We start from the raw sequence: 12,905 nt of genomic DNA, 5'->3' as shown, positions 1-12,905 counted from the left end.
GAAGTTGGTACTATAAGACGGGTTTTTTAAATTGCACATGACAAATTCCAAAGACAGGCTTCTGAGTTTTGGAATTTTTTTATAGCCTGAAAAACTGATTTTTCTCGATGGTTTCTTGCAAGGGAACTGGGTCTTTTAATTTAATTTTTTGGTTGAATGCTGCAATATGATTGTTATGGTGCACATCAGAACCTACAAAACTATACATGTCATTTTGGAGTAATTTTTCGGCAATTTTGGCAATTCCTTCGCCATAATATCCCACTATAGCTAGTAAATTCAGTTGCAATAGACAACCTGCGTTGATCAGTTTGTTGTACTCTTCGAAATTGTTGTGGTAAAACACATATCGTTCCGGATGAGCTAAAACGGGAATATAGCCTGCCACCTGCAAATCAAATAGAATCGAATACAATTGGATGGGTGGGTTGATATAGGACATTTCCACCAAGACATAGTTGTCTTTGAGCGTCAATAACGGCTCCGACTGAAATAGCTTTACAAAATTGTCGTCCATCATATATTCGGCAGCCGCCCGAAATGGAATCGAAATGTTGTTTTCTTGTAATTTGATTTGGGTGTTTTTTGCCGTATCCTGAATGATTTTGGAAGTGTTTTCCCAAAAATGATGCATCACGTGAGGCGTAGTAATGAATTGCGAAGTCCCAAATCCCTGAAGACCTGTGATTAAGTGGATACTATCCTGAATTGTTTTAGCGCCATCATCAATTCCGGGCAAAAGATGGGAATGTATGTCAATGTAATTCTCAGGAATGAGATCTTTGAGTAGCGGTTTTGATTTGAAAAATGAAAGCATGGTGCAAAGATACGAAAAATGTTGACGGTTATCGGTTATCGGTTATCGGTTATCGGTTATCAGTTATCGGTTATCAGTTATCGGTTATCAGTTATCGGTTATCGGTTATCGGTTATCGGTTATCAGTTATCGGTTATCAGTTATCAGTTATCGGTTATCGGTTAACTGTTTTCGGTTTTCAAATGATTGTCATTGGCTCTTATTTAATCATTTTGTTTCTGTCTTAGTTCTTAGGTAGAAATTATTATATTTGCGTTTGAACATTGGTTAGGATTGTAGGTTTTGATGGAGGTATATTTTCCTAGATTTGTTCGGTAGATTGAATTTATATATGCCCATGAAGACTACAGAAAATATTGAAAACGATTGGTTGTTTGAGATCACACCCAAGAACAAGTTCTTCTCACTTAACCTCAAAGAAGTCTGGCAATACCGCGATTTGCTGCTACTTTTTGTTAAAAGGGATGTGGTTACTGTTTACAAGCAAACCGTATTGGGGCCCTTATGGTATTTGATACAGCCCTTGTTTACTTCGGTAACTTTTACCATCATTTTCAATACGGTTGCGGGAATCGAGACGGGAACGATTCCTCCTTTTTTATTCAATTTAGCGGGCATTATGGTCTGGAATTATTTTACCGCCTGTTTGAATGATACTTCGGATACTTTCAAAAAAAATGCAGCTATTTTTGGCAAGGTTTACTTTCCCAGAATCATTACCCCCTTGTCGGTAGTGATTTCCAATTTAATCAAATTTGGCATCCAATTTTTTATTTTTGTTGCTTTTTACCTTTTCTTTTATATTCAAGGCGCTCCGTTGAGTTTGAATGTCTACGTTTTATTTTTCCCGTTTTTAATCCTATTGATGGGGATTTTAGGTTTGGGACTGGGGATGTTGATTTCCTCTATGGTTACTAAATACAGAGATTTGAGTTATTTGATTGGATTTGGAGTACAATTGCTAATGTACCTCTCGGCGGTGATGTATCCCATGGCTTTGATTCAAGACAAAATGCCTGATTATGCCTGGTTGGTGCAGTATAATCCCTTGGCTTATATTATAGAAACCACCCGTTATATCCTTCTGGGAGTCGGAACGGTTTCGCTTTGGGGATTGGTTTATACCGTTTGCATTACCATCATTGTATTTTTTGTGGGGCTATTGGTTTTCAATAAGACGGAGAAAAGTTTTATAGATACGGTGTAGTATTAGTCATCAGTGTTCAGTTTCGAGTGATCAGTTGTTCATTGGTTTGATCGCTTAATGGTTTAATCGGTTAACTGTTTAGTCGGTTAATTGAAAATGGCAATTTCAATGGCAAACCTGAAACTTTAAACCTTAAACCTTAAACTTTTAAACCCTTAAACTGTCACCCTGAGCTCGTCGAAGGGCAACTTCTAACTTCCATCTTCCCACTTTCACCCTTAATTTGCCTTCATTGCCTTACTGGTTTAAAAAAAACTTCGTGCCCTAGCGCCTTTACTTCGTCAGTTTGTCCCGATAATTATCGGGACTCGTGTGTGGCAAAAAATAATAACTTTTTGCTTTACCGCATTTACTTCATCGGTTCGCTGATGCTCGTGAGCGGCAAAAAGGTATAACTTTTTAGTCGTTTAAACCTTTAAACTCTTAAACCTTTAAACAACTTCTAACTTCTAACTTCTAACTTCTAACCTCTAACCTCTAACCTCTAACCTCTACCCTCGTACCTTGAAAGATAGTATTTTTGAAGTAAAGCGGGGAGAAGTGTTGGCAGCAAAAAAACACATTACTTACAGCAAATAATTAAAATAATAGTGATTATCTTTGCTAGATAAATGATTCAGCTATGCCGAAACTGTATGAATATTTAGGAATAATTTTGTTTTTTTATTCTAACGAACATGTGCCAATTCATGTACATGCTAAAAAAGGAGAATTTGAAAGTAAAGCAACATTTTGCATAGAAAATGGAGTAATAACAGAAATCAAAATCATAAACGTTAAAGGAAGAAAGCCATTAGCAAACAAAGAATTAAAGGATTTTGAAGCATTTTTAGCAGTTTATTCAGAAAAAATAGTCGAAAAATGGATTGCTTATTTTGTTTATCATAAGGAAATCGAATTTGAAAAAATAACAAAAAAACTATAATCAGATGAAACGCCCACGATAATCATCATTGACACACAGAAAAATGGTTATAGGCGTTCCATCTTCCAATAAAAAACAAATATTATATACAGATGAAAATTACGGTTAGCAATACAGATTATAATCTAGATAAACCTTTATCAATAATTAAGGCTAAAAATCTAGGCAATTATCATATTTTAATTGAGTTTAATAATGGTGTGGAAAAATTTGTTGATTTCGCGGATTTTTTATCAAAATCACAACACCAGTCCATAAAAAAATATTTAAACGAAACTCTTTTTGGTACATTTAAAATTATAGACGGTAATCTCAACTGGAATGATTATGATATGATTTTCCCAATAGCCGATTTATATGATGGAAAAATTTAACTGAAAACAGTAATTTCATTAGCAATGTGAAAAGTTTAATAGGGTTAATCGGTTAACTGAAAATGGTTTAATCGGTTAGTTGGTTAATCGGTTAATTGAAAATGGCAATTTCAATGGCAAACCTGAAACCTTAAACTTTTAAACCCTTAAACTGTCACCCTGAGCTCGTCGAAGGGCAACTTCTAACCTCGTACCTCTACCCTCGTACCTTAATTGCCTTAATGGTTTTAAAAAAAATCCGTTTTTATCCGTGTCTTCGCGTAAGCGAATCCGTGACTGTCACCCTGAGCTCGTCGAAGGGCAACTCCTAACCTCTAACCTCTAACCTCTAACCTCGTATCTCTACCCTCGTACCTTAATTGCCTTAATGGTTTGAAAAAAATCCGTTTTGATCCGTGACTTCGCGTAAGCGAATCCTTGACTGTCACCCTGAGCGCAGTCGAAGGGCGTGTCCAAAAAAAAACGCATCTCAATAGTAATGTGACAAAAAATAAAATAACTTTGTGCCTTAGCGCCTTCGTGGCAAAAAAACACCCCTATTGAAAGACATTATCCTCAAAGCCGAAAACATCTCCAAACAATACCGCCTTGGGCAGGTGGGGACAGGAACACTCAGTCACGACCTGAACCGTTGGTGGCATCAGGTGCGGGGTAAAGAAGATCCCTATCTTAAAATTGGAGACACCAATGACCGCAGTACCAAAGGCACGAGCGACTATGTTTGGGCATTGCAAGACATTAATTTTGAAGTAGAACGGGGCGAAGCTTTGGGCATTATAGGCAAGAATAGAGCGATTTAGAATTTTAAATGTTTGAAATATTAATTGTAACTTTGTATAAATAACAGCAAGATGAGTTATACTGATAGAAATATAGTGGAAGCCTATTCTATATTATTCGAAGGATTACCTTCTTTGAGTAAAATTGAATTGATTGAAAAGTTAAGTAAATCGCTTAAAAAAGATAAGACAGCAAAGGAAAGTTCTTTTTTTAAATCTTTTGGGGCATTTGCTTCCGAAAAAACGGCTGAGGAAATTACTAAAGATATAAAATGGAGTAGAAAATTTAAAAATAAAGAAATTAAATTCTGATGCAATATTTACTTGATACCTCCATTTGTGTTTTCTTTTTGAGAGGAAAACTTGAATTAGACAAAATAATTAGAGAAAAAGGGACGGAAAACTGTTTTATCTCCGAAATCACCCTTTTTGAACTTCGTTATGGTGCAGAAAACAGTGAGAACCCAACTAAATCTCATAAAGCTGTTGACTTATTTGTAAATGGGTTATCAATAATTCCAATTGTTGGTTCAATAAAAAAATATGCTAAAGAAAAAGTACGGCTTCGTCGTTTGGGAAAACCGATGCACGATGAATTTGATTTACTAATTGGGGTAACTGCTATTGAAAACAAACTGACTTTAGTGACTGATAATGTATCGGATTTTCAAAATTTGGACGACATTAAAATTGAAAATTGGTTTACTCGATAATGGATTAAGACTTTCAATGGCAATGGCAATAACAATTTCAATGTGTAAAAGTTTAAAATGGTTTAATCGCATAGTCGGTTAATCGGTTAATTGAAAATAGCAATGACAATTTCAATAGCAAACTTTAAACCTTAAACCTTAAACTTTAAACCTTTAAACTTTTAAACAACTTCTAACCTCGTACCTCTAACCTTAACCCTCGTGCCTTGAAAGACATCATCCTCAAAGCGAAACCTTAAATATCCTTCAATGCCTCATATGGTTTGAAAAAAATCCGTTTTGATCCGTGACTTCGCTTTAGCGAATCCGTGACTGTCACCCTGAGCTCGTCGAATGGCAACTTCCCACTTCTAACTTTTTAATCATCTAAGGCATTTAAGTTTCATTTAAGTAAAAAAATAAAATAACTTTGCGTCCTAGCGCCTTCGCGGTAAAAAAAAACAAATGACAATAGCAACAGCAAACCTTAAACCTTTAAACAATTTTAAACTTTTAAACAACTTCTAACCTCTAACCTCTAACCTCTAACCTCCTACCTTGAAAGACATCATCCTCAAAGCGAAACCTTAAATATCCTTCAATGCCTCATATGGTTTGAAAAAAATCCGTTTTGATCCGTGACTTCGCTTTAGCGAATCCGTGACTGTCACCCTGAGCGCAGTCGAAGGGCGTGTCCAAAAAAGTTGCCTCCCAATAGTGTTTTGACAAAAAATAAAATAACTTTGTGCCTTAGCGCCTTCGTGGCAAAAAAACACCCCAATTGAAAGACATTATCCTCAAAGCCGAAAACATCTCTAAACAATACCGCCTCGGGCAGGTAGGTACTGGCACGCTCAGCCACGACCTGAACCGTTGGTGGCATCAAGTGCGGGGCAAAGAAGATCCTTATCTCAAAATTGGGGATACTAATGACCGCAGTACCAAAGGCACTAGCGATTATGTTTGGGCACTGCAAGACATTAATTTTGAAGTGGAACGGGGCGAAGTTTTGGGCATCATTGGCAAAAACGGAGCGGGAAAATCTACCTTGTTGAAGATATTATCTAAGGTTACAGCACCCACTACCGGGAGCATTAAGTGCGGGGGACGGATTGCCTCCCTGCTCGAAGTAGGTACCGGATTTAATCCTGAACTTACGGGTAAAGAAAATATCTTTTTGAACGGTGCTATTCTGGGTATGACCAAAAAAGAAATCGCCTCGAAGCTCGATGAAATTATAGAATTCTCGGGTTGTGAGCGGTACATAGATACACCTGTAAAACGCTACAGCAGTGGAATGACGGTGCGACTGGCTTTTGCTGTGGCTGCTTTTCTAGAGCCAGAAATTCTGGTAATCGATGAGGTGCTGGCCGTGGGTGATGCTGAGTTCCAGAAAAAAGCCATTGGCAAGATGCAAGATATTTCCAAACAAGGCGGTAGAACCGTTTTGTTTGTGAGTCATAATATGGCGGCGGTGAAGAGTTTGTGTACTAGAGGGATTCTAATTGAGAATGGAACTGCTATCTTTGATGGAAGTATTGATGAAACAATTTCTAAATATTTGCAGGGAGATATTGTTAACACCAAATTAATTGATAACAATAACCGTATTGGTTGTGGATTGATTTTGTTTGAAAGCGTAAAAGTTTATGGTGATGCTGAAGATTTAAAACCAATAACGGGAGGCGTATTGGTTCTTGAGTTTAGTATAGTAAATCAACATTTGATTCATTCCAGCGATATTTTCTTTGACATTAGGATAGATGATGATTTTGGACAAAGATTAGTTTGGGCAAGTACTCGTTTGAAGGAAATGCGCAATGTTGATGACCCAAATAAAATTGTGTTGCAATTTGATAAAAATCCGTTTGAATCGGGTATTTATTTTGCTACCATTTTTTTACAAATAAAAAATGATGTTGCCGACTGGATTGATAATGCTTTTACTTTTGAAGTCGAGGAAGGGAGCTATTTTCTACCAGGAAAGAAAATTACCAGAGGGCAAAGTAGATTGAATGTAGATTTTGATATACAATTTAAATAAGGATTATGAAAAAGGCACTCTATTTACTTATTAATAAGTTAGGTTTCAGAATAGAAAACAAAAAGAAAATAAAGGAAAGAGAAATAAATTCTTTGGCAAAATTCAATGTTAATGATAATTTTGAATTATTTTTTAGTTCCAGAAAATTTGTTTTAAAATTAGATCAAAAGTTCAATAATTTTAAAATGGAGCCTCATAAAGACGGATTTTTGGTAGGTTTTTTAAATTTGACCATTTACGTCGAAAGTCCCGAAGAGTTTTTTATCTTGAATGAAGTTTTTGCTGAAAGTGATTATAACTTTAGTTCCAATTCGAAAGCTGTCGTAATTGATATTGGAGCTAATATTGGCATTTCTTCTTTATTTTTTTCTACTTTAGAGTATGTAGATAAAATTTATGCTTTTGAGCCTGTAGAAGACACTTTTGAGCAAGCCCAATATAATTTGTTATTAAACGAAAAGCTGCATAAAGTTTATCGTATTCAAAATATCGGACTTGGTGACAATGATAGAAAAGAAACTTTTGAATACAATAAGTTTGTTAAAGGGAATACAGGAGTTCGGGGTAAATTAAGTCCAAGTTATTCTTCTAATCAAAGTATTTCAGAAAGGGAAGTTCAAATCAAGGATGCTTCTTCAGAATTTACTAAAATTATTGATGAAAACCCAGAAAGAAAAATAATTGTCAAAATGGATTGTGAAGGTGCTGAATATGAAATTTTCGAAAATATTTATAAATCCGGAATTATTAATAAAGTGGATGTCTTTATGTTGGAATGGCACGATAAAGGTTCAGAAATCATTACAGAAATACTAAAAAAATCCGGATTTGAATATTTCACTAGGACTTTAACACCTATTACGGGAATTATTTATGCCTATAAAAGTATATGAATCGTTTAGTTTCCATCATTGTTCCCTGCTACAACCAAGCCCAATACTTGGATGCCGCTTTGCAATCCGTTTTAGAACAAACGTATCCCGATTGGGAATGTATTATTGTCAATGACGGAAGTCCGGATAATTCTGAGGAAGTGGCGAAAAAATGGGTCGAAAAAGACCCTCGTTTTATTTATATTTATAAAGAAAATGGAGGTGTAAGTAGTGCCCGGAATTTAGGAATAGAAAAAGCTATAGGAGCGTATTTTCAATTTTTGGATTCGGATGATTTTTTAGACAAGGAAAAATTAGAATTGACCTTGCAACAAATAGAGAGTAATAAAGAAGTAAATTTGGTTATATCCAACTTTAGGATGTTTACGGCGAACCCAAAACAATCATCAGAACCATTTTGCCATTTAAACGCCCAGTTATTTACTTTTGAAAACATACTGTATCAGTGGAATCTAAATTTCTCAATTCCAATCCATTGTGGTTTTTTTCATTCTTCCTTGTTCGAAACCATTCGATTTCCAGAAAATATAGCAGCGCAAGAAGATTGGATTGTATGGGTCAGTATTTTTAAAACGGGTTGTAATTCCGTTTTTATAGACAAGCCTTTAGCTTTGTATAGGTTAAATCCTTCCAGTAGAATGATGACAAAAGGATTATGCGAAGACCAGATAAAAGCCTGTGAATATTTTAAAAACTATTTATCTGATGAGGAATATCGTAAATTTTCTATAATTTTAATCTCCAGATATTATAAATTATATGAAGAATATAAACTCAAATTAAGTGATACTAAAAACTCGAATACTTATCAAACGGGGTTAATGATTAAAAAAGTTTTAAAAACTGCGGGTGTATTGGGTATGTTCAAACGTATTATTCCTTATGTTTTGAAATTTAAAGCTAAATAAATACGTTTCGATATGCTTGCCATAATAATTCCCTATTACAAACTCACTTTCTTTGAGGCTACTTTCCAGTCACTAGCTAATCAAACTGACAAAAGATTCAAAGTGTATATTGGTAATGATGCCAGCCCTGAAAGCCCTTTGGATTTGCTAGATAAATTTCAGGGAAAGTTTGATTTTGATTACCATCGGTTTGAATCTAATTTAGGAGGAACTTCCTTAGCCCAACAATGGGAACGCTGTATTGCTTTGTCTACTGATGAAGAGTGGCTCATGATTTTGGGGGATGATGATGTGTTGGGTGAGAATGTGGTAGAAAAATTTTACTTTCATTTGCCGGAGTTTCAATCGAAATCCAATGTGGTCCGATATGCTTCTCAATTGGTCTATGAGTCAGAAAAGACCAAATCAAAAATATTTACAAATCCTGTGTGGGAATCTGCCACGGATGCTTTTTATAGGAAATTTAAGCGCATCGCCATGAGTTCACTTTCTGAATATGTTTTTTCTAGAAATGCATTTGAAAAGTATGGTTTTCATGACTATCCTTTGGCTTGGAACAGCGACGATCATGCTTGGTTGGTTTTCTGTGAAGAGAAGCCTATTTATTCTATCAACGAGAGTATAGTTTATCCCAGAATGTCCTCGGAGAATATTACGGGAAGGCGCGATAATATGGCATTAAAAAATAAGTCTTCGGTAGCCTTTTATCATTTTTTAATTCAGGACAAATTAAGACATTTTACAAGATACCAGAGCATAAAAATAGTACGAAAATACTATTTCGAATTAAAAAAGGTAAAGTCCTTGGGTATAAAAGATTGGTTATTTATCCTCAAACATTACCTTAGGAATTTTAATCTTTTGGCCATTAAAGATTTTCTCAGGAAATTTATCTAAAAAGCTTTTATAAACCCTACATTTATTACCAAAAAGTAAAATTTTTAAGTAGTTTCAAATCAATGAATCCAAAAGTAAGTATCATCATGGCGACCTACAACAGGGCGCATTTTATAGTAGAAACGCTTTTGTCTATTCAAAAGCAAACTTTTGTTGATTGGGAATGTTTGATTATTGATGATGGAGGAACCGACAATACGGAGGAAGTAATAGCTGTTATTTTAGAGCAAGACAATCGATTCCAGTTCCATAAACGGCCAGACACTTATGTAAAAGGTTTGCCGGGTTGTCGCAATTATGGGATAGATTTAGCACATGGAGATTATATCATTTTTTTTGATGATGATGATATTCCACATCCCCAAAACTTGGAGTTGTGTTTGTTGGAGTTAGAGCATCCCTCCATTTCTTTTTGCAGGTACATTCGAGATGTTTTTTTTGAAGATTTTCATTACGCTTTTGATTATTCTAAAACTTACACTTCTTTTTATATTGATAAGAGCGACATTGAAAAGATGTTGAACAACCAACTTCAGTTTAATTCTTGTTCCGTAATGTGGAAGGCATCTTGTTTTGAAAAGAATCGATTTGTAGAAACGTTGATGTATGCTGAGGAATGGGAATTGTATTCGCGCATAGTTTCATCTGGTTGTAGAGGTATTTCTATAAATAAAACCTTGTTTTATGGAAGGAAACATCCTCAGTCCAATACAGGAGAATATTACCTTAATAACCCTGTTAGAAGAGAGTCCTATGCCGAAGCAATTTTATTGGTAGTACAAAATTTAAAAGAAAAACAATTACTTACCTATTCATTAAAACGATATTTTATAGCCTTTTCGATTGACTTTGAAGAATATCATTTGTGTGAAGATATTTTAAACATTTTAGAATTGAGTATATTTGAAAAATTAAAATGGCAACTTTTTTATGCGGTTTTGCCTTTCAGACTGAGGCTATATAAAATGAGAAAAGTAATTAATAAAAGGTTCTAACTTTTCTTATTTTCAGTTAGAGTTTTATAATAATAATCAAACAATGAAGTTTTTAGTAATCGCACAAGATTTAAGGGCTTGGGGAACCAGCGAAGGTATTGTATCCAGGTCGTTCTTGGCAAAGTTGCGTGTTGCATACCCCCAATCTATTATTGATGTGGTATATGTAAAGCAAGAAGCAAGCTACGACCAATTGTATTTATTGCCAGTTGATTCTATAAAAGAATATGTGCTGGATGTGAAGATTCCTTTTTTTACCAAATGGTTCAATAAAATTTATTGGAGATTATTTCATGTTTCGTTAATAAGAAATCATATTCGCAAAGTGTATCAATCGTGTTTTGCTAAAATAGACTACCATCAGTACGACCACATTTTTATTCGGAGTGCTGGTATTGAACACGAAACCATTTTGGGGGCTAAAAATTTGCCTATTCTAAAAAAAGCAATTGTCAATTTTCATGACCCCTATCCCTTATTTTGGTATCCTGGTTCAAAAACAGCCTTGACTAATTTAGAACTCTTCCGACTAAAAGAGATGTTCGAAGTAGTTACACAAGCCAAAACCTGTATCAGTCCATCTAGTTTATTGTCTGAAGATTTACAAGCACTTTTTGGTAGTAGAAAAAAAATCTATACTTTGCCTCATCAATACGATCAGAGTGTTTTTGATTTATTGAATGTAGAAAATGGTTTTAAAAAGAATTCAAAAATCATGATTTCTTATCAAGGAGCGATTCAGTTTGGCAGAAATGTGGAGTTGCTTTTAGACGCATATCAAGAATTAGTCAAAGGCAACCCATTATATAAAGAAAATACGGAGTTTGTTTTGCGATTAAAAGGGATTGATAAGAAAAAATTAGTGCTCAAATATGTAAATTGTCCCAATATTAAAATTTTGGATTTTGCCATTTTTACGGATTCCTGTAAAGAGCAAATGCACGAAGCCGATATTAACATCATCATAGAGAGCGGGCCTTTGTATTCTAATATTTTGGTTGGTAAAGCCCCGTTTCTGGCTGCAACACAGAAACCTATTCTCTCGATTTCTCCTGAACGAAGCGAAATGCGAAGGATAGTCAAAGACCCTCAATACATAACTAGTTGCGCTGACAAGGAAGAAATAAAACAAAAACTAGAAAACCTAATCGTAAACAGAATGAGTTCTAATGAAGCTGTATATCCATTTGGGGATTATTTTGGAGATGAGAATTTTAAAAAGCGGTTGGATGCCATTTTGTTGGAAACAAATGTCAATGAGTTGCAGTAGTATTTTTTGCTTTTAGGTATTGAAAAAGAAAGGAAGTAATAGTATTAAGTGACCAAGTATTACTTGTACGTATTTTAGAAGGTGGGAAAAATATCCTAACCAAATCTCTTTTGAAAAGAGATTTATTCAAAATATTTAATATGGATTTTTTTGGAAGAATTAATTTAAGGAGGGAAAATTAGAAACAAACATTCATAGAATAAATTAATATGAAAAGAATTATAAAAGGGATTTTAAGAAGAATAAAGAAACGTTTTTTCTTCAAAGAAGAAATGTATGATTTTAATAAATCGAATCCTCTTGGGGGAAATGGTGAACGGGTAGATATTCAGTTTGAAACTAATTTAAATTTTGAGAAATTAGATATTTATCAAAAAAATCATTTTACTCGTTATGAATTTGCTAAGGAATTTATTGATGATGGTTCAGTATGTGGCGATTTTGCTTGTGGAACAGGGTATGGTTCAGTACTAATGTCTGACAAGGCAAGTAAGGTTATTGGAGCAGATATAGATGCCATAGTGGTCAATACAATACAAGAACGTTACAAAGAAAAAGCTAATGTTAGTTTTTTAAATGAGAATTTATTAAATCTTAATTTTAGTAATTTATTTGATACAATACTATCATTTGAAACTATTGAGCATTTTGAAGAAGAAGATATTAAGTTGCTTCTGAAAATTTTTGCAAATGCTCTTAAAGAAAACGGGCAATTTATTTTTTCTACTCCCTACATGCAGGAAAAAAGTGAAGGGGCAATGAAACTTGGTTTTCATTTGACATTTGATATTAATGAAAAGAAAATCGAGGATTGGCTTGACGAAGCGGGATTGAAAATTGAAAGTATTTATTACCAAAACTATGAGACTCATTTTATAAAAAAAGAGTTAGAAAAGAAAGATTTTATTATTTGTATAGCAAAAAAAATATAAAATGGTAAAAGTATCTATTTGCATCCCCGCCTACAATCAGGTTAAATATTTAGTCATTCCTTAAAAACAAATTAACAATCTGATTGTTAATAACTTATGATAAAATAATATTAAAAAAGGCTCTGTTAAATTGCCAAAAAGTGTATATTTCGGTATAAAAAAGTGGCAATAT

Annotated in this window: 14 protein-coding genes and 1 pseudogene; 14 read left to right on the top strand and 1 reads right to left on the bottom strand. The window is 34.2% G+C overall.

The genetic code is table 11. The features are described from left to right. Nucleotides 1-79: 79 nt before the first annotated feature. A complete protein-coding gene (locus ACIQ1E_RS01625) occupies nucleotides 80-817 on the bottom strand; it encodes a tyrosine-protein phosphatase (RefSeq protein ID WP_396168103.1) in 738 nt (245 codons plus the stop codon). On the opposite strand from ACIQ1E_RS01625, the gene ACIQ1E_RS01620 reads away from it, so the two are divergent. The 14 genes and pseudogenes from ACIQ1E_RS01620 to ACIQ1E_RS01555 all read left to right on the top strand — a co-directional run bounded on the left by ACIQ1E_RS01620 (nucleotide 808) and on the right by ACIQ1E_RS01555 (nucleotide 12,733). Then, nucleotides 808-1,044 (top strand): hypothetical protein, encoded by a 237-nt coding sequence (locus tag ACIQ1E_RS01620; RefSeq protein WP_396168101.1) that lies wholly within the window; start codon nucleotides 808-810, stop codon nucleotides 1,042-1,044. The genes ACIQ1E_RS01625 and ACIQ1E_RS01620 overlap by 10 nt on opposite strands. Before the next feature lie 110 nt (nucleotides 1,045-1,154). Then, on the top strand, nucleotides 1,155-2,024 hold the full coding sequence (locus tag ACIQ1E_RS01615) for an ABC transporter permease (protein WP_396168099.1): 870 nt from the start codon (nucleotides 1,155-1,157) through the stop codon (nucleotides 2,022-2,024). A 622-nt stretch (nucleotides 2,025-2,646) separates the two neighbouring features. Next, nucleotides 2,647-2,949 (top strand): DUF4160 domain-containing protein, encoded by a 303-nt coding sequence (locus tag ACIQ1E_RS01610; protein WP_133277359.1) that lies wholly within the window; start codon nucleotides 2,647-2,649, stop codon nucleotides 2,947-2,949. Nucleotides 2,950-3,041: 92 nt separating this feature from the next. Beyond that, a complete protein-coding gene (locus tag ACIQ1E_RS01605; protein WP_133277360.1) occupies nucleotides 3,042-3,323 on the top strand; it encodes a DUF2442 domain-containing protein in 282 nt (93 codons plus the stop codon). A gap of 539 nt (nucleotides 3,324-3,862) precedes the next feature. After that, nucleotides 3,863-4,117, top strand: a pseudogene (locus ACIQ1E_RS01600) (ABC transporter ATP-binding protein); the annotation flags it as partial. Between the two features lie 57 nt (nucleotides 4,118-4,174). Then, the gene (locus tag ACIQ1E_RS01595) at nucleotides 4,175-4,414 is read left to right on the top strand and encodes a hypothetical protein (protein ID WP_396168098.1); all 240 of its coding nucleotides are present in this window, start codon (nucleotides 4,175-4,177) and stop codon (nucleotides 4,412-4,414) included. After that, on the top strand, nucleotides 4,414-4,815 hold the full coding sequence (locus ACIQ1E_RS01590; RefSeq protein ID WP_396168096.1) for a PIN domain-containing protein: 402 nt from the start codon (nucleotides 4,414-4,416) through the stop codon (nucleotides 4,813-4,815). Before ACIQ1E_RS01595 ends, ACIQ1E_RS01590 begins: the two co-directional genes overlap by 1 nt. Before the next feature lie 760 nt (nucleotides 4,816-5,575). After that, a complete protein-coding gene (locus tag ACIQ1E_RS01585) occupies nucleotides 5,576-6,838 on the top strand; it encodes a polysaccharide ABC transporter ATP-binding protein (protein WP_396168094.1) in 1,263 nt (420 codons plus the stop codon). A 5-nt stretch (nucleotides 6,839-6,843) separates the two neighbouring features. Further along, nucleotides 6,844-7,731, top strand: coding sequence for an FkbM family methyltransferase (locus ACIQ1E_RS01580; protein ID WP_396168092.1), 888 nt, complete (start codon nucleotides 6,844-6,846; stop codon nucleotides 7,729-7,731). Next, nucleotides 7,728-8,639 (top strand): glycosyltransferase family 2 protein, encoded by a 912-nt coding sequence (locus ACIQ1E_RS01575; RefSeq protein WP_396168090.1) that lies wholly within the window; start codon nucleotides 7,728-7,730, stop codon nucleotides 8,637-8,639. Before ACIQ1E_RS01580 ends, ACIQ1E_RS01575 begins: the two co-directional genes overlap by 4 nt. Nucleotides 8,640-8,651: 12 nt before the next feature. Continuing rightward, the gene (locus ACIQ1E_RS01570; protein WP_396168088.1) at nucleotides 8,652-9,536 is read left to right on the top strand and encodes a glycosyltransferase family 2 protein; all 885 of its coding nucleotides are present in this window, start codon (nucleotides 8,652-8,654) and stop codon (nucleotides 9,534-9,536) included. Nucleotides 9,537-9,598: 62 nt separating this feature from the next. After that, nucleotides 9,599-10,531: a glycosyltransferase family 2 protein gene (locus ACIQ1E_RS01565; protein WP_396168086.1), complete on the top strand. Its 933-nt coding sequence runs from the start codon at nucleotides 9,599-9,601 to the stop codon at nucleotides 10,529-10,531. Between the two features lie 43 nt (nucleotides 10,532-10,574). After that, entirely contained in the window at nucleotides 10,575-11,801 is a 1,227-nt protein-coding gene (locus ACIQ1E_RS01560) for a hypothetical protein (RefSeq protein ID WP_396168084.1), read from the top strand. A gap of 209 nt (nucleotides 11,802-12,010) precedes the next feature. Beyond that, nucleotides 12,011-12,733, top strand: a complete 723-nt coding sequence (locus ACIQ1E_RS01555; RefSeq protein ID WP_396168082.1) for a class I SAM-dependent methyltransferase — start codon at nucleotides 12,011-12,013, stop codon at nucleotides 12,731-12,733. Nucleotides 12,734-12,905 lie beyond the last annotated feature (172 nt).

This window comes from Flavobacterium sp. (assembly GCF_044348915.1).
GTDB lineage: Bacteria > Bacteroidota > Bacteroidia > Flavobacteriales > Flavobacteriaceae > Flavobacterium.
The sequence above is the reverse complement of the archived record's forward strand: the minus strand, read 5'-3'. Positions and strand labels throughout refer to the sequence as shown.